Here is a 25,619-nt window from a genome sequence, read left to right as displayed (position 1 = left end):
GTTTGGCTGAAAAACAAGTACCTTCAACCATTAAAGATGAAGCGCTCGTCTCCAAGCGTAGAAACCAGATGATCAAGGGCGCGGTCACTCTGTTTATAGAAAAAGGGTTCCACAAGACGACGACCCGTGAAATCGCCAAGGCTTCCGGGTTCAGTATCGGAACACTCTATGAATACATTCGAAAGAAAGAGGACGTTCTTTTTCTCGTCTGTGACTCCATTTACCAGCGAGTCAAAGAGCGGATGGAAGAAGCGATCGATCCTCGTCAGACGAGTGTGCAAAGTCTCATCCATGCGATTCGCTCCTACTTTCAATTGATGGATGATATGCAGGATGAGGTGCTCGTCATGTATCAGGAAGTCAAGTCCCTGCCCCGTGATGCTCAGGATTATGTGTTGCAAAAGGAGCGCGATATGGTGGCGATGCTCGAACAAGTCATCGTCAACAGCCTTCCTGGGGAGCACCCGGAAGAAGAAATCAAGCTGATCGCCAACAATATTTTTGTCCAGGGGCAGATGTGGGGATTCCGACGCTGGATTCTTCAGCGAACGTTTACGATTGAAAGCTACACCGATACGCAGATTCAGTTGTTGTTGAAAGGTCTCGATAAAGAAGAAACACTTCAATAGAAAGGATGATCGGATATGGAACAACCGACAGTCTATAAGCCGAAAAACCCTGTCCGTTTCGTGACGGCCTCGAGTCTGTTTGATGGCCATGATGCATCAATCAATATTATGAGGCGGATTTTACAGGCGACAGGGGCAGAGGTCATTCACCTCGGCCATAACCGTTCCGTTGAGGAAGTGGTCAACGCGGCGATCCAGGAAGATGCTCAAGGAATCGCAATTTCTTCGTACCAGGGAGGACATGTGGAATACTTTAAATACATGGTCGACCTGCTGGAACAGAAGGGCGCAGGCCACATCCGCGTCTACGGCGGCGGGGGAGGCGTCATCATCCCTCGTGAAATTAAAGAGCTTCATGAGTACGGGGTAGCCCGTGTGTTTTCGCCGGAAGATGGTCGCACACTAGGCCTTCAGGGCATGATCAACTTGATGATCGAGGAGTGTGATTTTCTACCTCCGCTCGATGTGGAAAAAGGAGTGGAAGGTCTGTCATCTGGAGACCATCAGTCCATTGCGCGTTTTATTACGTATGTTGAGAATACGCCGAAGAAAGATAGGGAAGCTGTTGCGGCTTTTGAGAGCGCTGTTGAAAAAATACAGGAAAAAACGATTCCCGTTCTTGGAATTACAGGGACAGGGGGAGCGGGTAAGAGTTCGCTTACGGATGAATTGATCCGCCGCTTCGTCAATGAAATTCCGGATAATAAAATCGCCATTTTATCTGTCGATCCTACGAAAAAGAAAACGGGCGGGGCCTTACTCGGTGACCGTATTCGCATGAATGCGATCTTCAACCCGCGTGTTTATATGCGCTCTCTTGCCACAAGGGACGCTCGATCCGAACTTTCCACAGCCGTGGAAGAAGCGATTCAAGTCGTCAAAGCGGCCGGTGTTGATTTTATTATCGTTGAAACGAGTGGAATTGGGCAGGGTGACGCGGCAATCACCGATATCACCGACTTATCGATGTATGTCATGACAGCGGAATTCGGCGCGCCATCACAGCTTGAAAAAATCGATATGATCGATTTTGCTGACTTTATCGTCATCAATAAATTTGAACAAAAAGGTTCCGAAGATGCTTTTAACCAGGTGAAAAAGCAGTACCAGCGCAGTCATATGCTTTTCCATGAAGACGACAGCAAGTTCCCGGTTTACGGCACGATTGCGAGTCAATTCAATGATCCTGGGACCAATACGTTGTTTGCAGCGATCGTCGATCAGCTGAACGACAGATTTGCATGGGAAGATGAAACCTCTTTTTCCGGTCTTGAAAAGGTAGAAAAACAGAATGTCATCATCCCGAATGAGCGCAAGCAGTATTTGCGTGATCTTGCACTAGCGGTCCGTAATTATCATAAAGAAACAGAAGACCAGGCAGAAAAAGCGCGTAAACTCTATCAGCTGAAAGGTACGGCTGAGCTCGTGGAGGATGAAGCGACGAAAGAAAGCCTTCAGCGTTTGATCGAAGATTATGAACGGCACCTTTCTCGTGAGGCAAAAGAGAAGCTGGAAGACTGGGATGGCCTTCATGAACGTTACAGTGGAGATACTTACACATTTAAGGTGCGTGACAAGGAAATTACGATGGATATTACGACAGAGAGCCTCAGCGGGACGAAGGTTCCGAAAGTCGCGCTTCCGAAGTACACCGACTGGGGCGACCGTTTGTCATGGCTGTTACGTGAAAATGTTCCGGGTGCTTTTCCTTTTACCGCCGGAGTATTCCCGTTCAAACGAAAAGGGGAAGATCCGAAGCGTCAGTTCGCAGGAGAAGGAACGCCGGAACGGACCAACCGCCGCTTCCATTATTTATCGGAAGGAGACGAAGCGAAACGCCTGAGTACAGCTTTCGACTCTGTCACCTTATATGGAGAAGATCCGGATGAACGCCCGGATATTTACGGAAAAGTCGGAGAAAGCGGCGTCAACATTTGTACGCTGGAAGATATGAAGAAACTGTACGACGGATTTGACCTTGTCGACCCGTCCACCTCTGTTTCTATGACCATCAATGGTCCTGCGCCGATCATTCTTGCCATGTTCTTCAATACTGCGATCGATCAGCAGCTTGAGAAATTCAAGGATGAAAACGGCCGGGAGCCGAGTGCCGAAGAAGCGGCTTCCATTAAAGCCAAGACCATCAATGTTGTCCGAGGTACCGTCCAGGCGGATATCTTAAAAGAAGATCAAGGACAGAACACGTGCATCTTCTCCACAGAATTCGCGCTTCGTATGATGGGAGATATTCAGCAATACTTCATCGACAACGAAGTACGCAATTATTATTCTGTGTCCATTTCTGGCTACCATATCGCAGAAGCGGGAGCCAACCCGATTACGCAGTTGGCCTTCACATTGGCCAATGGTTTCACTTATGTCGAGTATTACTTGAGTAGAGGGATGGACATCAACAAGTTCGCACCAAACTTGTCGTTCTTCTTCTCCAACGGTCTGGATCCAGAATATACGGTGCTCGGACGTGTGGCCCGCCGTATTTGGGCAATCGTTATGCGCGATAAATATGGAGCCAACGAGCGAAGCCAGAAATTAAAGTATCATATTCAAACCTCCGGACGTTCCCTACACGCGCAGGAAATTGACTTCAATGATATTCGTACAACATTGCAGGCACTGATCGCCATCCAGGATAACTGTAATTCCCTGCATACGAATTCGTACGATGAAGCGATTACGACACCGACAGAGGAGTCTGTCCGAAGAGCGATGGCCATTCAAATGATCATCAGCAAAGAATTCGGCCTGACGAAAAACGAAAACTCTCTTCAAGGCTCCTACATCATCAGAGAGCTGACCGATCTTGTCGAAGAAGCAGTATTGCAAGAGTTTGAACGTATCAATGACCGCGGCGGAGTTCTCGGGGCGATGGAGCGCCAGTATCAACGAGGCAAAATCCAGGAAGAATCTCTTTATTATGAAGGGAAAAAGCATTCCGGTGAACTTCCGATTATCGGCGTGAATACGTACTTGAATCCGAACCCACCTTCCGAAGAGGAAATCGACTCCATGGAACTTGCACGTGCATCCAAAGAAGAAAAAGAGCACCAGATTACAGAATTACGCAACTTCCAATCGTCACATGAAAGTGAAGCCGGGGAAGCGTTGAATCGCTTGAAGCAAGTGGCCTCTGGCGGAGGAAACATTTTTGAAGAATTGATGGAAACCGTCAAAGTCGCGAGCCTCGGTCAAATTACGAACGCACTTTATGAAGTTGGTGGGCAGTACAGAAGGAATATGTAGGGGCTGTTCATATATTGGGGCGAGTCGCTAATGAAATGATGAAACCTGCGAATATATAGTGGAAAGTCGCTAATATATCGCTGAAACCTGCGAATAAAAAAATTAGCCCTCGCTAAAATGCTAGCGAGGGCCATTCTTTTAGTGGCCGCCGACCTGATCATCGTCATGGGCCTGGTTCACTTCGGTTACATAAGGTTTTTTCATTCCATACCATTCATAAGTAAGGTTATACGTTTCGCCTTCTTTTAACAGCATCCATGTGCTCGTATCTTTGACGTGAATTTTCTTGTCATCCACTTCCACAAAATAACCTTCATCATTGTGAGTTTTGGATGTGATTTCTGCTTCTTCTTTATGTTCCTCATGGATCATACCGAAGCTTGTAAATAGCCAGATGCCTAGAGCCAAGGCAGCGATAATGGTAGCAACCCAGTTGAAAGGATGATTTTCCACAGTTCGTCTCTCCTTCTTTCGATCAATTCTACCTTTATTTTAAAATAAAATGGCAGGAACACCAACATTTATGTCTAACCTCTATTTTATATCCAAAGTTTAAATTCATGTAGGTTTGTCTAGAAAAGGTAAGGAAGACTCTATTTGATTTTTGTAAGGCCAAATCATATAATGGATGGTATGATTAAATGTGATTCGTATGCCCATGAGGTCACTTATTCTATTTTGTTTATATAAAGGAGTGCTGGACCGTGAGCTTAAAAGAAATGAGCCGAGAGCAAATTGAAGAAACTTCCATGATTGTACTGGCTACTAAAATTCTAGAAGAAGAACGTGAAGCGATTGACTTTAACGAAATCTTTAAACGCATCGCAGACATGAAAGGTTTTACTGATGCACAGAGAGAACAATACATCGCCCAGTTCTATACGGACATGAATGTCGACGGTCAATTCATGACAATCGGAACGAACCGTTGGGGCTTGAAAAAGTGGTACCCGGTAGAACAAATGGAAGAAGAGATTGCCAACCTTCCACAAAAACGTAAAAAGAAAAAGAAGAAAAAGAAGAAGCCTTCCAAACTGCTTGAAGATGAATTGGGTGTATCCGAATTCGATGATGCAGAAGAGGACGAGCTTGAGGATGATCTTGAGCTGACGGATGAAGATTTAGATCTTGATGATGACGATGACTTCGAAGGTGATTATGAAGAGGATGACCTTGATGAAGAAGAGGAAGAAATCGTTGAAGATGACATCAGCTTCATTGGAGATGACGAAGAAGAAGAAGAAGATAAATAAGGTGGTTGACTTTTAAAAGTCAAATCAGTAGAATCTTATTTGGGCTCTTTAATTTCCTGAAACGAAATTTCCAAACGCTCCCCGAGAGAGGGGAGCGTTTTTTGTTTTTTATATGTGATCTCGGAGAGGCGCCTTGGTTATGGCTAAGGCGCCTGTGCTTTTGTATCATTCAGCGTCCAGCTCCCAGACATCGCCATGGATATCAGCCGTGGAGGTCTTTCTGGACGCTTATGCTTTTATGAAATTGCCCCTTATCAAATCGCAAGGATTAGTGAATAACTAAATAAGACAAATAGAGAAAGAGGGATTCAACGTGGCAACAAAATACATTTTCGTAACTGGCGGTGTCGTATCATCTTTAGGAAAAGGGATTACGGCAGCATCTTTAGGTCGTTTGTTAAAAAATAGAGGCATGAAGGTAACGATCCAAAAATTCGATCCTTACATCAACGTAGATCCGGGGACCATGAGCCCTTATCAACACGGAGAAGTTTTCGTAACCGATGATGGTGCAGAGACGGACCTGGACCTTGGACACTATGAGCGTTTCATCGATATCAACCTGAATAAATTCAGTAACGTGACGACAGGTAAAGTTTATTCCAACGTCATTAAAAAAGAGCGTCGTGGTGACTATTTGGGAGGTACGGTCCAAGTCATCCCTCACATTACGAATGAAATCAAAGAACGTGTCTTCCGTGCGGGTCACGAAACGAACGCCGATGTCGTCATCACGGAAATCGGTGGTACGGTCGGGGACATCGAATCCCTTCCATTCCTTGAAGCGATTCGTCAAATCAAGAGTGATATCGGACGTGAGCATGTCATGTACCTGCACTGTACACTTGTTCCTTATTTGAATGCAGCAGGGGAAATGAAGACGAAGCCGACACAGCATAGTGTCAAGGAACTTCGCTCACTAGGTATCCAGCCGGATGTCATCGTCCTTCGTACAGAAATGGCGATCTCTGAAGATATGAAAGAAAAAATCGCTTTGTTCTGTGACATTAATAAAGATGCAGTTATTGAAGCGCGAGATGCCGATACGCTTTACAATGTCCCGATTACCTTGCAGGAACAAAAGCTGGATGAGCTGACATGTCAGCACTTCGGTTTAGATCTGCCACCGGCTGACATGACAGAGTGGAATAAACTGATTGACCAAGTGAAAAACCTTCAGCATAAAACGACCATTGCGCTCGTCGGTAAGTATGTAGAGCTTCCGGATGCTTACATCTCCGTTGTAGAAGCACTAAAACATGCCGGTTACAGCTACGATTCCGATGTAGAGGTAAAATGGGTGAACTCTGAAAACCTGAATGCGCAAAATGTTGCCGATGAACTACAGGGCGTAGACGGAATTCTTGTTCCTGGAGGCTTTGGTGACAGAGGAATCGAAGGAAAAATCGATGCGATCCGTCATGCGCGTGAAAACCATGTACCTTTCCTTGGAATCTGTCTTGGTATGCAGCTGGCAACCGTCGAATTTGCCCGTAACGTCCTTGGCTTAAAAGGCGCGCATTCCGCAGAAATCGATCCTTCTACGGAGCACCCGATCATCGACCTTCTTCCAGAACAAAAAGAAGTGTCTGACCTTGGTGGTACCCTTCGCCTTGGGATCTATCCATCCCGTCTGCAACCAGGCACCAGAGCGATGGAAGCATACGGAGAAGAAGTTGTGTATGAGCGTCACCGTCACCGTTTCGAATTCAACAACCATTACCGTGAACAAATGGAAGCGGCAGGATTCAAATTCTCCGGGACAAGCCCGGACGGCCGCCTTGTTGAAATCATCGAGGTGGAAGATCACCCATGGTTCGTAGCCAGCCAGTTCCACCCAGAATTCAAATCACGCCCGACCCGTCCGCAGGAACTATTCCACGGCTTCGTCGGCGCAGCAATGAAAAACAATCAATAATAAATGAAAGAGAGCTGATGTCCCCTTTAGGGATACCGGCTCTCTTTTTTTTGAGTTCTTCAATTATATGGCAGGATAGTTGAAGACTCAGTTTCGAGATGTTTTTTGAGTGGATGGGGGCTGCGGGGAATAGCTCGCTTTCCGCGGGAGCGCGATGAGCCTCCTCAGGCTGACGCCTTGCGGGGTCTCACCTAGCACTCTTTTCCCGCAGGAGTCTCGCCATTCCCCTCCGCCCCTTTGCCATGGATGATTCTCGAAACCACTAATGGAAAAGTAAGCTTGTATGGATGTGGGGAGTGGATGATATGTACTCTATCCAATGGACGTTTAGAACGTAAACGCTTGTTATAGAGGGCTTTATGCCTCCTTAGAAGGGAAGAGTGGGATCCCTGCTTCTCGGTACAGGGGTTCGTTTCACTATACATGAGATGGGGTGGTTGGGAAGCTGCGAGACTCCCGTGGGAGAAGGAGATAGACGAGATCCCGCAGGACGCAGTCCGAGGAAGCTCGGCGCTCCCCCACAGGAAAGCGAGTAGCTTCCCAGCCACCCCTGACTCCCGTTATGGCAAACGAAGCCCGAAAACATCTCGAAACTGAGTCTTCAAGAAAAGGGAGCTTTAGTGGAAAGAGAATTTTTTACAGAAATTTTGACAAACAGAACGTACGTGCGCAGGAATAGAGGGTGAATGTATAGAAAATACATGTTAGAGAGAAAGTGAGAGGAATTTAAACGAAAAAGATGATAGAAGGGAAGGTAAACAACATGGCAAATCGAATCCTTATCGTGGACGACCAGCCAGGAATACGACTCCTGTTAGAGGAGATTCTCAAAACAGAGGGATACGAAACCGTAAGCGCAAAAACTGGCCGTGAAGCATGTGACCTTGTGGAAGAACAGGACATGGATCTCATCATTATGGATTATAATCTTCCCGTCATGCATGGGAAAGAAGTGTTGCTCTACTTAGAAGAAATGCACTTTGGTTCACCCGTCATCATCATTACAGGGGCATCCAAGGAGTCAATAGAGAAGGAAGTTGATTTTCCTTTTGTCACAGATATCATAGCTAAGCCATTTGACATCCATAAATTGAAAGAAATGGTTAATGGAACCCTTGTTCACAGCCGGTCATGACTTTTTTCTTGATGTAAGCGCTATATAATCCTCCTGCTGTTGCACCATAGAAAGGGTATTGGTATTCTAATACTGTAACCAAACTTACATGGTGTGTTTTTGTATGGAAACAGACTTGTAAATACAATGCAGTACGCTAATTAAAGGAGGATTCTTTCATGCCACTAGTATCAATGAAAGAAATGCTAGAAAAAGCTAAGGAAGAACGCTACGGCGTAGGTCAGTTCAACCTTAATAACTTAGAATATGCTCAAGCGATTCTTCAGGCTGCTGAAGAAGAGCAGTCTCCAGTAATCCTGGGTGTATCTGAAGGTGCAGCACGTTACATGGGCGGCTTCAACGTTGTTGTCGACATGGTAAAAGCACTTATGAAGTCTTATGGTACAACGGTACCTGTTGCGATTCACTTGGACCATGGTTCAAGCTTTGAAAAATGTGCAGAAGCGATCCACGCTGGATTCACTTCTGTAATGATCGATGCTTCCCATGATCCACTTGAAGAAAATATTGCCGTTACCCGTAAAGTTGTTGAACTTGCACACATCCACGGTGTATCTGTTGAAGCAGAGCTTGGCCGTGTAGGTGGACAAGAAGACGACATCATCGTTGACGATGCGGAAGCAGCATACGCAATCCCTTCTGAGTGTAAACAATTGGTCGACGAAACAAACGTTGACGTATTTGCACCAGCTCTTGGTTCTGTCCACGGACCTTACAAAGGTGAGCCGAACCTTGGCTTTGACCGCATGGAAGAAATCATGGGACTTGTCGACAAGCCGCTTGTTCTTCACGGTGGTACAGGAATCCCGACAGCTGATATCAAGAAAGCTATTTCTTTCGGTACAGCTAAAATTAACGTAAACACAGAAAACCAAATGGCTCAAGGTAAAGCCGTTCGTCAGATTCTTGCTGACCAGCCTGAACAGTACGATCCACGTAAATATCTTGGACCTGGTCGTGATGCGATCAAGGAAACGGTTATTGGCAAGATGCGTGAATTCGGATCTTCTCAAAAAGCGTAAAAATAGTTTAGAGGAAGCCGCTACACTGTAGCGGTTTCCTTTTCATCATGAATGAAAACGCCATCATTCGACTTTTTTCATCAACTTGGAGCAACAAAAAGAAGCGAAGAGGAGTGGGGATATGAAATTTTTCATTGATACGGCAAATATAGAAGATATTCGGGAAGCCAATGCGCTAGGGCTCTTAGCGGGTGTAACGACAAATCCGAGCCTTGTAGCGAAAGAAGGGGTCTCTTTTCATGACCGTCTAAAAGAAATCACGGACGAAGTCGATGGTTCTGTCAGTGCAGAAGTCATCTCTGAAGATGCAGAAGGGATGATTCAGGAAGGGAAGGAACTTGCTGCCATCGCCCCGAATATTACAGTGAAAGTGCCGATGACCCTCGAAGGTCTGAAAGCAGTAAAAGCGTTCAGTGATTTGAATATCAAAACAAATGTAACGTTGGTTTTCTCGGCCAATCAGGCGTTGATGGCTGCTCGTGCCGGTGCTTCCTACGTATCACCATTCCTTGGAAGACTTGATGATATTGGCCATAACGGGATGGAGCTTGTTGCACAGATTTCAGAAATCTTTGACCGCCATGCCATTGATACGGAAATCATTGCAGCATCTGTCCGCCACCCCGTCCACGTAACGGAAGCGGCGATACACGGAGCACACATTGCTACGATTCCTTTTAAAGTTCTGAGCCAGATTGTTAAACACCCATTAACAGATCAGGGGATTGAAAAATTCTTGAATGACTGGAATAATCAAAAATAGTCGTGTGTTTTGGAAAATATTGCACATACTAAAATCATAATCTTCACCTTAAAGCGAGGAGTTTCACATGCATAAACTATTAGTGGAAGGCGGAAGACCATTACGTGGACAGGTTCGGGTGAGCGGTGCTAAAAACAGTGCTGTAGCCTTGTTGCCGGCGGCAATTTTAGCTGAAACCCCTGTGACGATTGAAGGTCTTCCGGACATTTCTGATGTCGGGATCTTGTCGGACTTGTTGGAAGAGATCGGTGGCTCGGTGCGTAAAGACGGAAGAACCGTACATATCGATCCTTCTGAAATGGTCGACATGCCCTTGCCGAATGGGAAAGTTAAAAAGTTAAGAGCTTCCTATTATTTTATGGGGGCGATGCTTGGCCGCTTTAATAAGGCTGTCATCGGCTTGCCTGGTGGCTGTCACTTAGGGCCAAGGCCGATCGATCAGCACATTAAAGGGTTTGAAGCTCTAGGTGCAAAAGTGACAAATGAACAAGGGGCGATTTATCTTCGTGCAAGAGAACTGAAAGGTGCCCGTATTTATTTAGACGTCGTCAGTGTAGGAGCCACGATCAATATCATGCTGGCTGCTGTCCGTGCAAAAGGGAAGACGGTCATTGAAAATGCGGCGAAAGAACCTGAAATCATTGATGTGGCCACCCTTTTGACAAGTATGGGAGCGAAAATCAAAGGTGCAGGAACAGACGTCATCCGTATTGAAGGTGTGGACACACTGAAAGGCTGTCTTCACACGATTATCCCGGACCGGATTGAAGCAGGGACATACACGATCATGGCCGCTGCTCAAGGTGAAGAGATGATCATCGATAACGTCATTCCGCAGCACTTGGAATCACTTTTAGCGAAATTGAGAGAGATGGGCGTCACCATAGAAGAGAATGATGAACAGCTGTACGTCAAACCAGGAAAAGACTTGAGGAGCGTTGATATTAAAACACTCGTCTATCCAGGCTTTCCGACAGATCTGCAGCAGCCGTTCACTTCCTTGCTCACACAGACGCAAGGCACAGGTGTCGTCACAGATACCATCTATCAAGCCCGATTTAAGCATGTCGATGAATTGAGGCGTATGAATGCTTCAATCAAAGTCGAAGGTGGTTCCGCGATTGTGACAGGCCCTTCTAAGTTGCAAGGAGCGAAAGTGAAAGCGACAGACCTTCGTGCAGGAGCGGCTTTAGTCATCGCTGGGTTGATGGCTGATGGTGTCACTGAGATTACAGGGGTCGATCACATCGAACGAGGGTATGAAAACATTACGAACAAGCTGATCGATTTAGGTGCAAAAGTCTGGTATGAGGAGATGTCAGACGAAGAAATCGAGCAATTCCAAAATTCGTAGGTTCATGATTTCCATGGGGAGATGAGGAAAAATCTTTGATTGATTGGGGAGATCACCATGGAAAGAAGTCTATCGATGGAATTAGTAAGAGTCACAGAGGCAGCAGCATTGTCATCGGCGCGTTGGATGGGAAGAGGAAAGAAAGAGGAAGCCGATGATGCGGCGACCTCAGCCATGCGCGATGTGTTTGATACGATCCCGATGAAAGGGACAGTCGTGATCGGAGAAGGGGAAATGGATGAAGCACCTATGCTTTATATCGGTGAGAAACTCGGCAACGGGTACGGAGCAAGAGTCGATGTAGCCGTCGATCCACTCGAAGGGACGAACATCGTTGCTCAAGGTACGTGGAATGCCCTGGCTGTTATAGCGATCGCTGATCATAAGCAGCTTTTACATGCCCCTGATATGTACATGAATAAAATAGCTGTCGGTCCGGAGGCTGTAGGGAAAGTGGATATCAACGCCTCGATTGCCGAAAACCTGCAAGCCGTCGCTGAGGCGAAAAAGAAAGATGTGGAAGATGTCGTAGCCGTCGTCTTGAATCGCGAACGCCACCAGGGGATCATTGAGGAGATCCGCGAGGCTGGCGCAAGAATCAAGCTGATCCCTGACGGCGATGTCGCCGCAGCAATCAATACAGCCTTCGATCATACAGGTGTCGATATTCTGTTCGGCATAGGCGGTGCCCCTGAGGGAGTGCTCGCAGCTGTCGGACTGAAATGCCTTGGAGGCGAAATTCAGGGCAAGCTTCTTCCTGCCAATGACGAGGAACGTCTCCGTTGTGAACAGATGGGGATTGAGGATGTTGACAAAGTCCTTTACATGGAAGATTTCTGTGGAGGGGATGATGCCATCTTCGCAGCCACCGGTGTCACCGATGGAGAACTCCTTAAAGGCGTGCAATTTAAAGGGCAGAAAGCGACAACTCAAACGTTAGTCATGAGAGCTAAATCAGGGACGGTCCGTTTCATTGACGGCGACCACAGCCTGAAGAAAAAGCCGAATCTAGTCATGAAACCATAATGAAAACATCCTTCATCAAAGAGAGAGGAAGCTGTGGTCAAACCAGCTTCCTCTTCATCTACAAAAGCCCACCTTCTTAAACATTTCACAAATTAGCATTGAAACTGTAGAAAGACAGGAGTACAATAAAGATTGTTTGATTAGGATAGAAGATCATGACAAACGTCTTCTTATGCTTCTATTTACTGACTTCACTTAACTTCTTCTCATTCTTCTAACACAAAAGTTCTGCAGAAGGAATGTATTCCTTTGTTTGGGAGCAGATCTTCTATTCAAGCAGGGCCATTCAATAAATCCTTTAGAGAAGTTTTTAAAATCTATATGTAAAAAAAGGGTGTCATGTCCAAGTTTTTTAGCCTTTCCATCTTTAGGGTTGTGAAAAACATGTGGCCCCAAAAAGATTTTTTTGCGTTTGTCTGCATGACTTGAAAATAAAGAAAATTAATAAAAAGTGGTGATCACGTGGCAGATTTAACAATCTCCAATTTAGAAACAATGACATTGAAAGGGCTTTATGCAAAAGCTAGACAATATAAAGTCTCTTACTATGCAAAATTGACAAAGCGCGAATTGATTTTCGCTATATTAAAAGCTCAGGCTGAAAAAGATGGTTTCCTTTTCATGGATGGAATCCTTGAGATTATTCCTTCAGAAGGATTCGGTTTTTTACGACCGATCAATTATTCCCCAAGCGCAGAGGACATTTACATTTCTGCCTCCCAAATCCGTCGTTTTGACTTGAGAAATGGGGACAAAGTATCCGGTAAGGTACGTCCACCAAAAGAAAACGAACGTTATTATGGTCTTCTACACGTAGATGCCGTAAATGGAGAGGATCCAGACTCTGCGAAGGAAAGAGTACACTTCCCTGCATTGACCCCTTTGTATCCGGATCGTCAAATGAAGCTTGAAACGGAAACGAAAAAGCTTTCCACACGAATCATGGATTTAATGTCACCTGTTGGATACGGTCAACGTGGTTTGATTGTCGCTCCACCAAAAGCAGGAAAGACAATGCTTTTAAAACAAATGGCCAACAGCATCTCTACGAATCACCCGGATGCAAAGCTCATCATTTTGCTTGTTGATGAACGTCCGGAAGAGGTGACAGATATTGAACGCTCGGTGGCACCGGATGTGGATGTTGTCAGCTCCACCTTCGATGAAGTCCCTGAAAATCACATCAAGGTTTCTGAACTGGTGCTGGAAAGAGCGATGCGTCTCGTTGAGCATAAACGCGATGTCATTGTTCTCATGGACAGCATCACTCGTTTAGCTCGTGCGTACAACCTTGTCATTCCTCCAAGTGGACGGACATTGTCAGGAGGAATCGACCCCGCTGCCTTCCACCGTCCGAAACGATTCTTCGGTGCTGCGCGTAACATTGAAGAGGGAGGAAGCTTGACGATTCTTGCCACCGCCCTTGTAGATACAGGTTCACGCATGGATGATGTCATTTATGAGGAATTCAAAGGGACAGGGAACATGGAGCTGCATCTCGATCGTAGTCTTGCCGAGCGCCGGATTTTCCCTGCCATTGATATTCTTCGTTCAGGAACAAGAAAAGAAGAATTGCTTCTACCTCAAACCCATTTGGACAAAATCTGGGCCATTCGTAAATCGATGTCCGATTCGCAGGACTTCACAGACAGATTCCTGCGTCGCTTGAGAGCATCGAAAAATAATGAAGAGTTTTTCGATCTTATGGATAAAGATATGAAAGGGAAAGCAACAGCCGCCCGTCGCTGATGAATTTTCATGGTAAAACGATTGTATGTTTCTTGAAACTGGATGTTGCATCAGGGGGGAGCCCCTGTTATAATCATTCTATGTGAGTTTCAGTACAAGGTGTTATCACGAACCTTCGACGGCTCTTACAATAACTCTGTTTCTAAAGGATTCAGGGCAAAAAGGAGTGGAAGAACATGAAAGCAGGAATTCATCCAGAATACCGTAAAGTCGTATTCCTAGACACAAGTTCTAATTTCAAGTTTCTAACAGGGTCTACTAAGTCTTCTGAAGAAACAATCGAGTGGGAAGATGGAAACACATATCCATTGATCCGCGTAGAGATTAGTTCTGCGTCTCACCCGTTCTACACAGGTAAGCAGAAAGCTGACAAAGCTGGCGGCCGTGTGGATCGCTTCAAGAAGAAATATAACCTTTCATAATAATGATACCCTCTCTCTTGAGAGGGACTTCATCATTTTGAACAAAAACAGGCAAATTGTCTCAGAGGTTTGCCTGTTTTTTTGTCAAAAAATAGGGGTAGGTAAGCCTTTGTTGGAAAGGCGTTATCCTTTACTCTTCAAAGGACTTATCAATAAGGGGAGCTGTCCTTGGTGATTAAAGCCGCCGTTCGATCGGCGTCATCAAGGGAGCTCTTTTTTGTTGAGATAAAGGGGAGGATACCGGATGATCCCCCCATATTTTGAAGCTTGATCGAGTGAGAAGGGAGCGACAGTAGACGTGTATGTAATGAAACAAAGCGGATGGGTCGAACTCATCTGCGGAAGTATGTTCAGCGGGAAATCAGAGGAGTTGATCCGTCGTGTCAGGCGTGCGACTTTCGGTAATTTGACGGTCCGTGTCTATAAACCTGCGATTGATGACCGGTACAAAGAAGATGCGGTTGTATCTCATAATGGCACTTCTGTGATGGCTCGTCCTGTAAAGAGCTCGTTGGATATCCTTCAGCATGTGACGGATGAAGTGGATGTCGTAGGAATCGATGAATTGCAGTTTTTTGACGAGCATATCGTAGAGGTCGTCGAGTGTTTGGCAGACAAAGGCATACGCGTCATCGTCGCTGGACTGGATACCGACTTCAGGGGTGAACCTTTTGGGAAAATGCCGGAAATGATGGCACTGAGTGAAAGTGTCACAAAATTAAACGCCATCTGCCCTATTTGTGGCTCACCGGCCAGCCGTACTCAACGTTTGATCGATGGGGCGCCCGCTTCCTATGACGATCCAATCATCTTAGTCGGTGCATCGGAATCATACGAACCGCGTTGCCGCCATCATCACGAAGTACCTAACAAGCCCAGGCAACAGGAAGTGAAAAAGGTTTACGCTGAAAAAACAACATAAACCACCACTACTCAGACAGCTGATACCAGCTGTCTTTTTCTTTTTCACTATTCTTAAAAAGAAACTCCCTATTCTTGAAGACTCAGTTTCGAGAAGTTTTCGGGATTCGTTGCCGTGTTGGGCGTCAGGGGTGGCTGGGAAGCTACTCGCTTTCCTGTGGGGATGACGGCAAGCCTCCTCGAGCTTCGCTCTGTGGGGTTTCGCCAGCCAATCCATTCCCACGGCAGTCTCGCAGCTTCCAAACCACCCCATTCGATACCGGAGAGAAACGAACCCCTATACCCAGAGGGAACGCCTTCCACCTTCACTCAGGAGTATACATAAAGCGCTCAACACGAAGCTTTCATCCTCGGAATGACCACCGAATAGAGTTTTATATTATTCCATTCATTTGAACATACAAGCAGAGTTTCCAACAAGTGGTTTCGAGCCACTCACCTGGTAAAGGGGCGGAGGGGAATGGGGAGACTCCTGTGGGAAAAAAGTGCATGGTGAGACCCCGCAAGGCGTTAGCCTGAGGAGGCTCACCGCGCTCCCACGGAAAGCGACTCATTCCCCGCAGCTCCCATCCACTCAACAAAAGTCTCGAAACTGAGTCTTCAAGATTCCTGCTAGTTAGTTGAATGAATGTGCTCTCTTATATACTCGATGTGCTTTGTTCCGTTTAAATACCTGTGTTTTGTGATAATTTAAATGTAGATAAGCAATTTTTGGTCTGGGGGGATAGGGATGGATAAACGATCCATTCAGTCAGAAATGTCGAGCTATATAGGGAAGCTGTTGCGGGATCACTTTGGAAAAGGACCCTCCTCTGTATTCGTCTCCATAGAAGGGAAGTTTCTGACCATCTACTTGAAAGACTTTCTTGCGCCAATGGAACGGGTATTGGTTGGGCAGAAAAATGATAAAAAAGTGGAAGAAACGCGAGACCTTATGATGAGAGAATTAATTCCTGATATAAAAGCGACGTTTCGTGCCAGTGCAGGAATACATGTCGAGAGTCTGTATTATGACTGGTCTTTATCTAGACAAACCGGTGTACTTATCGGAGTGATTACCAAGGATAGCCCCGAGGACGATGAAAGATTGAAAACGTATGAACACAAAGACGCGGTCCATGAAGAAGTGGAAAAAATCAGCCGAAAAGCAGAAAAAACACCTGCCTCTATTCGGTCGTTTTTACTGAATGAACGTACCCTGCTGATTGAGCGTAATGGAATATTAGTTCCCATCGAAAAGGAAATGATCAATACTGGGTATGAGCAGCCTTTGAAAATTTCCAAACGAAGGCTGGAGAAACGATTGTTAAATCATGCCTCTTTCGAAACGATTCTTGGCACAAGCATAGAAGATGTCTTTGTAGACTGGGATTTTAATAAGGATCGTAGTTATATGGTTCTCATATTGAAACCATAAAGAGGGGGATGTAGAATGATTGGCGAAAAGGACACAAAGCTGATGGAGAAAACATTACTGCTTGAAGAATGCATGAATGCCTATAAGTACGCTGTAGAAACCGTACAGAAAAACAGCCCGATTATGGATGAAATGGCCGCTTCGTGTGTGGAGGTTTGCAGGAAAGCTGCAGAAGAGTGCTTAACTCTCGGAGAAACGGAAAACGACAGAGTCTACCTTATGTGTTTGGAGTATGTCCACTTGTGTGAAGAGCTTGAGGGTTATAAAAGGCTCCGTCAACAAAAGAACATGAAAAAAACGGTTTAATTCGCCCTGTTTTCATATCGTCCAATCTGTACTATAATAGTAATTGGGATGAAACGGAGATGTTTGATCCTTACTCGTGCTTAACCATTGAACGATGATAACATTTTAATATATTATTCGGTAACATTGATCTGGACAATAGAGCTAGACAAAAGCCGAAAAGTATCTTTCTTTCCACAAGTGGATACTTTTCGGCTTTTTTGCGTTTTTTCGAGCTGATTATGCTCAACGAAAGGAGTATGCGCTCTGTATCGTATAGTTGGATTAGATAGCCACCGTATCGTTATTGAGTTTAGAAAAGATAACAAGGATTTGGTTTTTGAAAATTATTCAGAGGCTGAAGAGTACTTGAAAAAAATTAAGCAGGAAAACATCATTCCTAAAAAATATCAATTGCTCATCCAAGAGTAATTCCCAAACCAAGCGGATCCCCCGCTTGGTTTTTTTACGCTTATTTCTCTAATGCTCCCGTTTGTGGAAGACTCAGTTTCGAGACTTTTGTTGAGTGGATGGGGCTGCGGGGAATGACTCGCTTTCCGCGGGAGCGCGGTGAGCCTCCTCGGACTGCGTCCTGTGGGGTCTCACCATGCACTTTTTTCCCGCAGGAGTCTCGCCATCCCCCTCCGCCCACTTGCCGGAAGAGATTCTCGAACTACCTTCCTATGGTTAAGAATTCTATATCAACGCAGATTTAGCAGGATTTCATAACACAATTAGGCAGGTTACTATTAGAGGGATTTCGAGAACCTCATTTGGTAAAGGGGCGGAGGGAAACGGTGAGACTCCTGTGGGAAGTGCGTGGTAGATGAGACCCCGCAGAGCGTTAGCTCGAGGAGGCTCATCACTCGCCCACGGAAAGCGAACCTTTTCCCGTAGCCCCTAAACTCCAACAAAAGTCTCGAAATCAAGTCTTCCACAACCCTGCGATTATGTTGAATAACTAATGGAGCATAAGTGGAGGGGTTTCGGAGACAATAACGGTAAAAAGAGAAGAGGTGCAAGAGATGAGACGATTCTTACTAATGGCAGGAATAGCTGTCTTTTTGTTGAGTGCGTGCGGGTTGCAGGGAGAAAAGTACCAGGGCATGACAAGCCGTGATGATGTAGAAAACATGGGCTACAACAACGAAGTGACTCGAGGACAGGAGAGTCCGCGTTCTATGAACAAAGTGGGAGATACATGGGGCCTTAAACAAGACCGTCAAATGATCAAAGAAGCTGCCCAGCAACTTCCCGGCGTAGAAGTGAAGCGGGTCACGCTTGAAGCCAATCAAGTGTGGGTGACGGCGCACATTGAAGGAGACGAGGATCTTTCCAAAGAAGAGAAGGAAGAATGGAAAGCTCAAATCCAAGAGGCTGTTTACCAGGCTGTCCCCCGTTATGACATTCACGTGAAGATTAAATAACTTCTTCGGATGGCTTGTCCATCTTTTCTGGGGAATGGCTAGGTTTCTGCGAGATCCGTGGAAAGAAGTTGTTCCCCTTTTTCTCTATAAGAAGACTGTAGAGGAAAAACATATTCCGTCGGATCATCTTTTTTGAGGAATAAGGTGAGCGGTTGTAACCATGACCTCTCTATAATATAATTAGAATGTTATGGAGAAAGAGGTGCATACCATTGATCGAACGTTTACAAACATTAGAAGATCGTTATGAAAAGTTGAACGAATTACTTAGTGATCCTGAAATTATTTCTGATACGAATAAACTACGTGAGTACTCTAAAGAACAATCTGGACTGCAGGAAACCGTGGCTGCTTATCGTGAGTATAAAGAAGTGGCAGAGCAACTGGATGATGCCAAGGCAATGCTTGATGACAAAATGGATGCGGATATGGTGGAAATGGTCAAAGAAGAAATTCATGAGCTGTCCACACGCAAACAGGACCTTGAAGAACGTTTGAAAGTCCTCATGCTTCCGAAAGACCCGAACGATGATAAGAACGTCATTATGGAAGTACGTGGCGCAGCGGGTGGAGATGAAGCCGCACTATTCGCGGGTGATCTTTACCGTATGTACGCACGCTATGCAGAAGCACAGGGCTGGAAAACCGAAGTCATTGAAGCGAATGCAAGCGACGTCGGTGGTTATAAAGAAATCATCTTTATGGTGTCCGGAAACATGGCTTATTCCAAGCTTAAGTTCGAAAATGGCGCTCACCGTGTCCAACGTGTACCGGAAACAGAATCAGGAGGCCGTATTCACACTTCTACCGCGACGGTCGTTGTTATGCCGGAAGCGGAAGAAGTCGAAGTGGAGTTGCATGACAAGGATATTCGAGTCGATACTTTCGCTTCAAGTGGTCCAGGGGGCCAAAGTGTCAACACGACCATGTCTGCTGTACGTCTGACTCACGAACCGACGGGGACCGTTGTATCTTGTCAGGATGAAAAATCACAGATCAAGAACAAAGAAAAGGCGATGAAAGTTCTTCGTGCCCGTGTTTACGATAAGTTTCAACAGGAAGCTCAGGCAGAATACGATGAAAACCGTAAGTCTGCTGTAGGTACAGGAGACCGCTCCGAACGTATCCGTACGTACAATTTCCCGCAAACACGTGTGACGGATCACCGTATCGGTCTAACATTACAGAAGCTGGATCAGATTCTTCAGGGAAATATGGATGAAATCATTGATGCTCTGTTGATTGAAGAGCAAACGAAAAAAATGGAGCAGATTGGTGAATAGTATGCAGCCTACTTTTACGTCGATTCGGGAAGCCCGCCGCTGGGCTTCTCTTTTTTTACAAAAAGAACAACGGGAACCGAGGGTAGCTGACTTATTGCTGGAACATTTTTTAGGTTGGACCTCGTCCCAGCTTCTTGCCTTTGATGATAAGCCGATGCCTTCTGAAGTGGTGGAGGGTTTCGTCGAAGCTGTCAGAAAGCATGCGAAGACAGGGATACCTGTCCAGCATCTTACAGGAGTCGGCCATTTTTATGGAAGGGAATTTCAAGTGAACGAAGATGTTCTGATTCCGAGGCCTGAAACGGAAGAGCTGGTCCTTGGCATTATGGAATATGTTCGTCAGAAAAACTTGAAAGCTCCCAGAATCGTCGACCTTGGGACAGGAAGTGGCGTCATTGCAATCACGCTTGCGACTGAACTTCCGGACAGTATTGTAAGAGGTGTGGATCTATCAGAAGAAGCTCTTAGAATAGCTGCTAAGAATGCAGCTCAGCATGGGGCGGATGTTCGATTTTATCAAGGGGACTTTTTGGCATCGCTGCTTGAAGAGCCGTTCGATATCATTGTTTCCAATCCCCCCTATATCGCCTATTCTGAAAAAGATCAAATGGATGATACCGTCGTGGATTTTGATCCAGCGATGGCTCTCTTTGCTGAGGAAGAAGGGTTAGCCGCTTATAAATCCATCCTTACCCAAGTCTCCCATATGAAACAAAAGCCGAAATGCATCGCTTTCGAAATCGGTCATCAGCAAGGGGCATCGCTATTATCGCTCTTCCATGACCTGCTGCCAGAATTCCTTGCAGAGGTACGACAAGATATTAACGGAAAGGATCGCATGGTCTTTGCCTTTTCAGGATGAGGAAATGAAAGATTGATAGATTTATGGTTTAAAGTCTATGCTCCCTGTCCATACTAGCGACTAGTAGAGGATAGGGAGGAAAAGAAAATGAAAAACAGTTGGCTCTTATTATTATCTTTATCTATTATTATTACGGTCCTCCCATGGGGACAACAATCGAAAGCACAACCTGAATTTCAAGTAATCCCGGATGAAGCCATCCGTCTTCGCATATTAGCGGACAGTAATGATCAAGCAGATCAGAAAGTCAAACGTATGGTTAGAGACGAGGTCAATGGTGAAATTACCGAATGGGTAGCCGAATTGACTTCGATTGAAGCGGCGAGAGAATTAATTCAAAGCCGTTTGCCAGAACTTCAGGAGATTGTAGGAGAAACCTTGGAAAAGGAAGGAATCCAGCAGGGTTATACCGTTGACTACGATTCCAGTGTTCAATTTCCAACGAAATTATATGGTTCTTTTATTTATCCGGCCGGAGAATATGAAGCGATTCTTATCACATTGGGAGAAGGAAAAGGCGATAACTGGTGGTGTGTCTTGTTCCCGCCTCTATGTTTCCTTGATTTCTCTAATGGAACGAGTGTAGCGGAAGCGGAAGAAGTAACGGAAGAAGAAGTAGAGAAAGAAGAGGAAGAGGAAGTACAATTTTTTGTCGTAAAAATATGGGAAAGCATCTTTTCCTAGCATAGAATCCACATCCCTTTTCATAGAGTGAAACAAAGGGGTGTGGATTCTATTATGTATATTGAACAAGTAGAAGATGAGTTGTATCAGTTAAAAAAAGCCGATCAGCCAATCGGGTCCTTCCGGCTGATTCAGTTATCCAAGGGAGCAAGCAAGCTTGAACAGCTTCAAGTGAAAGATCATATTTCACCCGGTAGGATTTTAGAAATATTCGAAGTGATCCAGACTTATGTGGAAAAAGTGGGATTAAAAGAACTGCATGTGGAAAGCCATTCGGATACGCTTGACTTTCTTTTGCAACACCAACAGTTCAAGAAAAAGAATGTCGAAAAAAGATTGTGGATATATGAAGTTAATCACAGTTAATTGTGAATAAGTCGCTTATTTATTCACATAAGGGGTATTATTTGTTAATAACTTGTGAATAAGAAAAATTCATCTTCAAATTTACTAACGGAATCTTTGGATATGTGGGTAATTATGTGGATAACTTGAGGACATCTTGTGAATAATGTCTAAATTTGCGATATTTTGTAGAATTAATCATAATAGGAATGACAGTAGATACGGAATAAAGGGGTACGTACGATGTGTATGGAAACGAAATGGTGGAAACAAAGGAAGAATTCAAGTGATGTGGAGGCTCAAGTCGAAGCAGCTTCAGCTCTTCTGTTGGAAAAGCAGGTCGTCGCTTTTCCGACAGAAACGGTCTACGGTTTAGGTGCGGATGCAACGGAAGAAGCAGCTGTCCAACGGATTTTTGAAGCTAAAGGACGACCAGCGGATAATCCTTTGATTGTTCACGTGGCAGATGAGGACCAAGTGAGTCAATTAGTTTCAGAGATTTCCCCTGTCGCACGGAAACTCATGGACGAATTCTGGCCTGGCCCGTTGACACTTGTTCTTAAGAGTAATGGGGCAGCCGCTGAAAATGTGACGGCGGGATTACCCACAATTGGAATCCGAATGCCGGATCACCCCCTTGCTCTTTCCCTGCTTCGTAAAACAGGTAAGCCATTAGCTGCGCCAAGTGCAAATCGATCAGGGCGACCAAGCCCGACAACCGCCGATCACGTCTATCAAGATTTAAATGGGAAAATTGCCGGCATCTTAGACGGAGGTCCGACTGGGGTCGGAGTGGAATCCACCGTCGTGGACTGCACGACTGAAATCCCTATCATCTTAAGGCCGGGCGGGGTAACGAAGGAAGACTTAGAAAAATTCCTCCCACAAGTCATGGTCGATCCCGCTCTGGCTGATGAAAAACAGAAGCCTAAATCACCGGGGATGAAGTACACGCACTATGCACCGGAGTCACCGCTTTGGCTCGTGGATGGCAATGATGATTTCTTTTCCGATCAACTTTATCGATTGAAGGAAGATGGACACAGAGTCGGCGTCATTGCAAGTGATGAATTAGCAGAAAAGCTCGACCACTATCCTCTTATACGTTGTGGTTCAAGATTTCAGCTTCATCAAGTAGCAGAAAAACTTTATGGAGCCTTAAGAGAATTCAAGAAGTCAGATGTGGACCTGATTTTGTGTGAAACTTTTTCTGAAAAAGGGGTAGGAGCGGCTATCATGAATCGACTGAATAAAGCCGCTGTAAAAAGAATCCAGACCTACTGACATACGCTTCTCCTTTCATGCATACGATGATATAGCATGTCCGGGGAGGGGAACTTTCAGTTGGAGCACATGACATCATTAATCTTGTTATCGATCGCTTTAGGTCTGGACGCATTTTCTGTTTCTTTAGGAATGGGACTGCAAGCAGTAAGGTTAAGGCACGCTTTTTTCACTGGGATTGTCATCGGGGTTTTTCATATGATCATGCCGGGGTTAGGAATCCTACTTGGAAAATGGCTTTCTGATAGTGCGGCGGAATGGGCTGAATTATCGGGAGGAATCATGTTGTTCGGGCTAGGCGCTTATGCGGTTTTTGCTTCATTCACTGAGAAACATTCCGTTTCTTACCGGATGACAGGCATCGGAGTGTGGTTATTTGCATTGAGCGTAAGCATTGACAGCTTCCCCGTTGGGTTCAGTTTAGGCTTAAGGGAAGCGGAAATGGTTATATCTGTCCTTTCCTTTGGTGTCTTTAGTATGATGCTGACATGGACAGGCTTCATTATCGGCCGTAGAGCAGGTGGTTTACTAGGAACATACAGTGAACTTCTTGGGGGAAGCATTCTGTGTGCCTTAGGATTGAACGCCATTTTTTGACAGATTTTTCGTCTGATCTGTACCTATGGTACTATAGAGAAAATGGACTATCGATGAGGGGAAGATTGGTTATGAATATATTATTTGTCTGTACTGGAAATACATGCCGAAGTCCAATGGCGGAAGCATTGCTGAAATCGAAGTTGGAAGAAGGAAATGTTCAATCCGCGGGAATTTTTGCGGGTAAAGGCGAACCTTTGGCAAAGAATTCGGAACTGGTCCTTCGGGAAATCGATTTGGGTTTGAATCATCAAACAAGGCCTATCGATCGAGACCTTTTGGAATGGGCAGATCTCGTGCTCACTATGACGGATCGACACAAACAAACCCTTGCACTCCAATACCCGGACCATCAAGAGAAATACTATACCCTTAAAGAATATGTCCTTATTGATGAAAATCAATGGAAACAATTAAAAAACCTTTATGCAGCCTTCGAAGAAAAACGTCTATCCATCTTGAATGAATATAAAGATAAGATCGGTGAGCAGGAACTGGAACAGAAATTGTTCGACGAACTTGAGGACGAAATAAAAGAAATCGACCAGCGGGAGAAAGAACTACCTGATTTGAATATCATAGACCCTTTCGGCGGGAATATCTCCATCTATCGGAATACCCGTGATGAGCTGAACCACTACATCGAACGTCTCGTAGAAAAACTTCGCGACGAGGAATAAACCGGTTTCTTCAAACGTAATATCCTCGTCGGCCTACGTTTTTATGACATCATTCATACATACCAAAAGCCCAGAGACCCCTCTGGGCTTTTTTTATGTCCTCCTATTCCAGAAAATCTCCCAATTGTGGAAGACTCAGTTTCGAGATGTTTCCGGGGTTCGTTGCCTGGGTGGGCGTTAGGGGTGGCTGGGAAGCCACTCGCTTTCCTGTGGGGGAGCGCCGAGCTTCCTCGGGCTAAAGCCCTGTGGGATCTCGCCTATCTCCTTTCTCCCACGGGAGTCTCGCAGCTTCCCAACCATCCCATCTCCTGTAAGGAAAAACAAACCCCTGTACCCAGAAGCAGGACTCCCACTCGTCCAGCCTAAACAGGCACAAAGCGCTCTGTATCAAGCATTTACGTTCTACATGCCCACTCGGAAGAGTTGACATCATCCACTTCTATCAACCAAACAAGCTGATTTTTCCAGTAGTGGTTTCGAGAATCTTCCATGGTAAAGGGGCGGAGGGGAATGGCGAGACTCCTGCGGGGGAAAAAGTGCATGGTGAGACCCCACAGGACGCAGTCCGAGGAGGCTCACCGCGCTCCCGCGGAAAGCGAGCTATTCCCCGCAGCCCCCACCCACTCACTAAAAGTCTCGAAACTGAGTCTTCAAGAAACCTGCCAGATACTTTAATAAAACACAAGGGCTGGTAGATGAAAAGAGTCGGACGGAGAGCATTGACAGGGGAGGGGGAAACTGTCACGATAGGATTGATATTAGAAGACGGGAGTGTCTATAGATGAAAGTGATCCTTGCCTCCGACCATGGCGGAGTAAACTTACGAAAAGAAGTAGCAGACGTTTTGAATGAACTGGAAGTAGAATTCGAAGACATCGGTTGCGATTGTGAAAGTTCCGTTGACTATCCAGACTATGCAATTCCTGCAGCAGAACGTGTAGCAAACGGAGAATTTGATAAAGCGATCCTCATCTGTGGAACTGGAATCGGTATGTCGATCTCCGCTAATAAAGTGAAGGGAATTCGTGCCGCATTGGTGCATGACCTTTTCACAGCTAAAGTCACTCGTGAACATAATGACTCGAATGTCTTATGTATGGGCGAACGCGTGATCGGACCAGGTTTAGCACGGGAAATTGCGAGAACATGGGTGTCTACTGACTTTGAAGCCGGCCGTCACGAAAGACGTGTAAGTAAGATTGCCGAATATGAAAATAAGTAATACAATGGGATATAGAAAAGCTGAAGCTTTTTCATAGCTGATGCTTACAACTGAAGGAGGAGCCTGATGCTTCTCCTTTT

The 25,619-nt window shown here is 45.5% G+C and carries 24 protein-coding genes; 23 read left to right on the top strand and 1 reads right to left on the bottom strand.

The window, feature by feature from the left end:
* Positions 1-2: 2 nt before the first annotated feature.
* Positions 3-629 (top strand): TetR/AcrR family transcriptional regulator, encoded by a 627-nt coding sequence (locus GLV98_RS08510; RefSeq protein ID WP_160914015.1) that lies wholly within the window; start codon positions 3-5, stop codon positions 627-629.
* A 15-nt stretch (positions 630-644) separates the two neighbouring features.
* Complete coding sequence (gene icmF, locus GLV98_RS08505; protein ID WP_160914013.1) at positions 645-3,890, top strand: fused isobutyryl-CoA mutase/GTPase IcmF; 3,246 nt, start codon at positions 645-647, stop codon at positions 3,888-3,890.
* Between the two features lie 138 nt (positions 3,891-4,028).
* On the opposite strand, the gene GLV98_RS08500 is transcribed toward icmF, so the two are convergent.
* Positions 4,029-4,343, bottom strand: a complete 315-nt coding sequence (locus GLV98_RS08500) for a hypothetical protein (RefSeq protein WP_160914011.1) — start codon at positions 4,341-4,343, stop codon at positions 4,029-4,031.
* A 251-nt stretch (positions 4,344-4,594) separates the two neighbouring features.
* On the opposite strand from GLV98_RS08500, the gene rpoE reads away from it, so the two are divergent.
* From rpoE to rpiB, 21 genes are all read left to right on the top strand, one after another.
* Positions 4,595-5,143, top strand: a complete 549-nt coding sequence (gene rpoE / locus GLV98_RS08495) for a DNA-directed RNA polymerase subunit delta (protein WP_160914009.1) — start codon at positions 4,595-4,597, stop codon at positions 5,141-5,143.
* 313 nt (positions 5,144-5,456) lie between these two features.
* Positions 5,457-7,061 (top strand): CTP synthase, encoded by a 1,605-nt coding sequence (locus tag GLV98_RS08490; protein ID WP_160914007.1) that lies wholly within the window; start codon positions 5,457-5,459, stop codon positions 7,059-7,061.
* Positions 7,062-7,824: 763 nt separating this feature from the next.
* Positions 7,825-8,196 (top strand): response regulator, encoded by a 372-nt coding sequence (locus GLV98_RS08485; RefSeq protein WP_160914005.1) that lies wholly within the window; start codon positions 7,825-7,827, stop codon positions 8,194-8,196.
* A gap of 158 nt (positions 8,197-8,354) precedes the next feature.
* Positions 8,355-9,218, top strand: a complete 864-nt coding sequence (gene fba, locus GLV98_RS08480) for a class II fructose-1,6-bisphosphate aldolase (RefSeq protein ID WP_160914003.1) — start codon at positions 8,355-8,357, stop codon at positions 9,216-9,218.
* Between the two features lie 121 nt (positions 9,219-9,339).
* Positions 9,340-9,981, top strand: a complete 642-nt coding sequence (fsa, locus tag GLV98_RS08475; RefSeq protein ID WP_160914001.1) for a fructose-6-phosphate aldolase — start codon at positions 9,340-9,342, stop codon at positions 9,979-9,981.
* Between the two features lie 67 nt (positions 9,982-10,048).
* Positions 10,049-11,335 (top strand): UDP-N-acetylglucosamine 1-carboxyvinyltransferase, encoded by a 1,287-nt coding sequence (locus tag GLV98_RS08470; RefSeq protein ID WP_115823374.1) that lies wholly within the window; start codon positions 10,049-10,051, stop codon positions 11,333-11,335.
* Between the two features lie 57 nt (positions 11,336-11,392).
* Positions 11,393-12,361 (top strand): class II fructose-bisphosphatase, encoded by a 969-nt coding sequence (glpX, locus tag GLV98_RS08465; protein ID WP_089654857.1) that lies wholly within the window; start codon positions 11,393-11,395, stop codon positions 12,359-12,361.
* A gap of 462 nt (positions 12,362-12,823) precedes the next feature.
* The gene (gene rho / locus GLV98_RS08460) at positions 12,824-14,110 is read left to right on the top strand and encodes a transcription termination factor Rho (protein ID WP_160913999.1); all 1,287 of its coding nucleotides are present in this window, start codon (positions 12,824-12,826) and stop codon (positions 14,108-14,110) included.
* A 176-nt stretch (positions 14,111-14,286) separates the two neighbouring features.
* The gene (locus GLV98_RS08455; RefSeq protein ID WP_089654859.1) at positions 14,287-14,532 is read left to right on the top strand and encodes a type B 50S ribosomal protein L31; all 246 of its coding nucleotides are present in this window, start codon (positions 14,287-14,289) and stop codon (positions 14,530-14,532) included.
* Between the two features lie 298 nt (positions 14,533-14,830).
* Positions 14,831-15,454: a thymidine kinase gene (locus GLV98_RS08450; protein WP_160913997.1), complete on the top strand. Its 624-nt coding sequence runs from the start codon at positions 14,831-14,833 to the stop codon at positions 15,452-15,454.
* Positions 15,455-16,183: 729 nt separating this feature from the next.
* Positions 16,184-16,870: a DUF2294 domain-containing protein gene (locus GLV98_RS08445; protein WP_160913995.1), complete on the top strand. Its 687-nt coding sequence runs from the start codon at positions 16,184-16,186 to the stop codon at positions 16,868-16,870.
* A gap of 15 nt (positions 16,871-16,885) precedes the next feature.
* Complete coding sequence (locus GLV98_RS08440) at positions 16,886-17,176, top strand: hypothetical protein (protein WP_160913993.1); 291 nt, start codon at positions 16,886-16,888, stop codon at positions 17,174-17,176.
* A gap of 1,004 nt (positions 17,177-18,180) precedes the next feature.
* Positions 18,181-18,582: a hypothetical protein gene (locus tag GLV98_RS08435; RefSeq protein WP_160913991.1), complete on the top strand. Its 402-nt coding sequence runs from the start codon at positions 18,181-18,183 to the stop codon at positions 18,580-18,582.
* Positions 18,583-18,794: 212 nt separating this feature from the next.
* Complete coding sequence (gene prfA, locus GLV98_RS08430) at positions 18,795-19,865, top strand: peptide chain release factor 1 (RefSeq protein ID WP_160913989.1); 1,071 nt, start codon at positions 18,795-18,797, stop codon at positions 19,863-19,865.
* A gap of 1 nt (position 19,866) precedes the next feature.
* Positions 19,867-20,727, top strand: a complete 861-nt coding sequence (gene prmC, locus GLV98_RS08425) for a peptide chain release factor N(5)-glutamine methyltransferase (protein ID WP_160914521.1) — start codon at positions 19,867-19,869, stop codon at positions 20,725-20,727.
* A gap of 87 nt (positions 20,728-20,814) precedes the next feature.
* The gene (gene spoIIR / locus GLV98_RS08420) at positions 20,815-21,411 is read left to right on the top strand and encodes a stage II sporulation protein R (RefSeq protein WP_160913987.1); all 597 of its coding nucleotides are present in this window, start codon (positions 20,815-20,817) and stop codon (positions 21,409-21,411) included.
* Positions 21,412-21,465: 54 nt separating this feature from the next.
* Positions 21,466-21,777 (top strand): hypothetical protein, encoded by a 312-nt coding sequence (locus GLV98_RS08415; protein ID WP_160913985.1) that lies wholly within the window; start codon positions 21,466-21,468, stop codon positions 21,775-21,777.
* 228 nt (positions 21,778-22,005) lie between these two features.
* Positions 22,006-23,040 (top strand): L-threonylcarbamoyladenylate synthase, encoded by a 1,035-nt coding sequence (locus GLV98_RS08410; RefSeq protein WP_160914519.1) that lies wholly within the window; start codon positions 22,006-22,008, stop codon positions 23,038-23,040.
* Positions 23,041-23,109: 69 nt separating this feature from the next.
* Positions 23,110-23,637 carry a manganese efflux pump MntP family protein gene (locus tag GLV98_RS08405; RefSeq protein WP_202409988.1) on the top strand — a complete coding sequence of 176 codons (528 nt, stop codon included), beginning with the start codon at positions 23,110-23,112 and terminating at the stop codon, positions 23,635-23,637.
* A gap of 71 nt (positions 23,638-23,708) precedes the next feature.
* Entirely contained in the window at positions 23,709-24,317 is a 609-nt protein-coding gene (locus GLV98_RS08400; RefSeq protein WP_160913980.1) for a low molecular weight protein arginine phosphatase, read from the top strand.
* 781 nt (positions 24,318-25,098) lie between these two features.
* A complete protein-coding gene (gene rpiB / locus GLV98_RS08395) occupies positions 25,099-25,539 on the top strand; it encodes a ribose 5-phosphate isomerase B (RefSeq protein ID WP_160913978.1) in 441 nt (146 codons plus the stop codon).
* Positions 25,540-25,619: the final 80 nt, after the last annotated feature.

Source organism: Halobacillus litoralis, from assembly GCF_009856415.1.
Classification (GTDB): domain Bacteria; phylum Bacillota; class Bacilli; order Bacillales; family Halobacillaceae; genus Halobacillus; species Halobacillus litoralis_C.
The sequence above is the reverse complement of the archived record's forward strand: the minus strand, read 5'-3'. Positions and strand labels throughout refer to the sequence as shown.

What these genes read in the sequence shown, in the direction of transcription:
- icmF (WP_160914013.1), top strand. Translation starts at nt 645, where the DNA reads ATGGAACAACCGACAGTCTATAAGCCGAAAAACCCTGTCCGTTTCGTG.
- GLV98_RS08485 (WP_160914005.1), top strand. Translation starts at nt 7,825, where the DNA reads ATGGCAAATCGAATCCTTATCGTGGACGACCAGCCAGGAATACGACTC.
- fba (WP_160914003.1), top strand. Translation starts at nt 8,355, where the DNA reads ATGCCACTAGTATCAATGAAAGAAATGCTAGAAAAAGCTAAGGAAGAA.
- fsa (WP_160914001.1), top strand. Translation starts at nt 9,340, where the DNA reads ATGAAATTTTTCATTGATACGGCAAATATAGAAGATATTCGGGAAGCC.
- GLV98_RS08470 (WP_115823374.1), top strand. Translation starts at nt 10,049, where the DNA reads ATGCATAAACTATTAGTGGAAGGCGGAAGACCATTACGTGGACAGGTT.
- glpX (WP_089654857.1), top strand. Translation starts at nt 11,393, where the DNA reads ATGGAAAGAAGTCTATCGATGGAATTAGTAAGAGTCACAGAGGCAGCA.
- GLV98_RS08455 (WP_089654859.1), top strand. Translation starts at nt 14,287, where the DNA reads ATGAAAGCAGGAATTCATCCAGAATACCGTAAAGTCGTATTCCTAGAC.
- GLV98_RS08445 (WP_160913995.1), top strand. Translation starts at nt 16,184, where the DNA reads ATGGATAAACGATCCATTCAGTCAGAAATGTCGAGCTATATAGGGAAG.
- GLV98_RS08440 (WP_160913993.1), top strand. Translation starts at nt 16,886, where the DNA reads ATGATTGGCGAAAAGGACACAAAGCTGATGGAGAAAACATTACTGCTT.
- GLV98_RS08435 (WP_160913991.1), top strand. Translation starts at nt 18,181, where the DNA reads ATGAGACGATTCTTACTAATGGCAGGAATAGCTGTCTTTTTGTTGAGT.
- prmC (WP_160914521.1), top strand. Translation starts at nt 19,867, where the DNA reads ATGCAGCCTACTTTTACGTCGATTCGGGAAGCCCGCCGCTGGGCTTCT.
- spoIIR (WP_160913987.1), top strand. Translation starts at nt 20,815, where the DNA reads ATGAAAAACAGTTGGCTCTTATTATTATCTTTATCTATTATTATTACG.
- GLV98_RS08415 (WP_160913985.1), top strand. Translation starts at nt 21,466, where the DNA reads ATGTATATTGAACAAGTAGAAGATGAGTTGTATCAGTTAAAAAAAGCC.
- GLV98_RS08410 (WP_160914519.1), top strand. Translation starts at nt 22,006, where the DNA reads ATGGAAACGAAATGGTGGAAACAAAGGAAGAATTCAAGTGATGTGGAG.
- GLV98_RS08405 (WP_202409988.1), top strand. Translation starts at nt 23,110, where the DNA reads ATGACATCATTAATCTTGTTATCGATCGCTTTAGGTCTGGACGCATTT.
- GLV98_RS08400 (WP_160913980.1), top strand. Translation starts at nt 23,709, where the DNA reads ATGAATATATTATTTGTCTGTACTGGAAATACATGCCGAAGTCCAATG.
- rpiB (WP_160913978.1), top strand. Translation starts at nt 25,099, where the DNA reads ATGAAAGTGATCCTTGCCTCCGACCATGGCGGAGTAAACTTACGAAAA.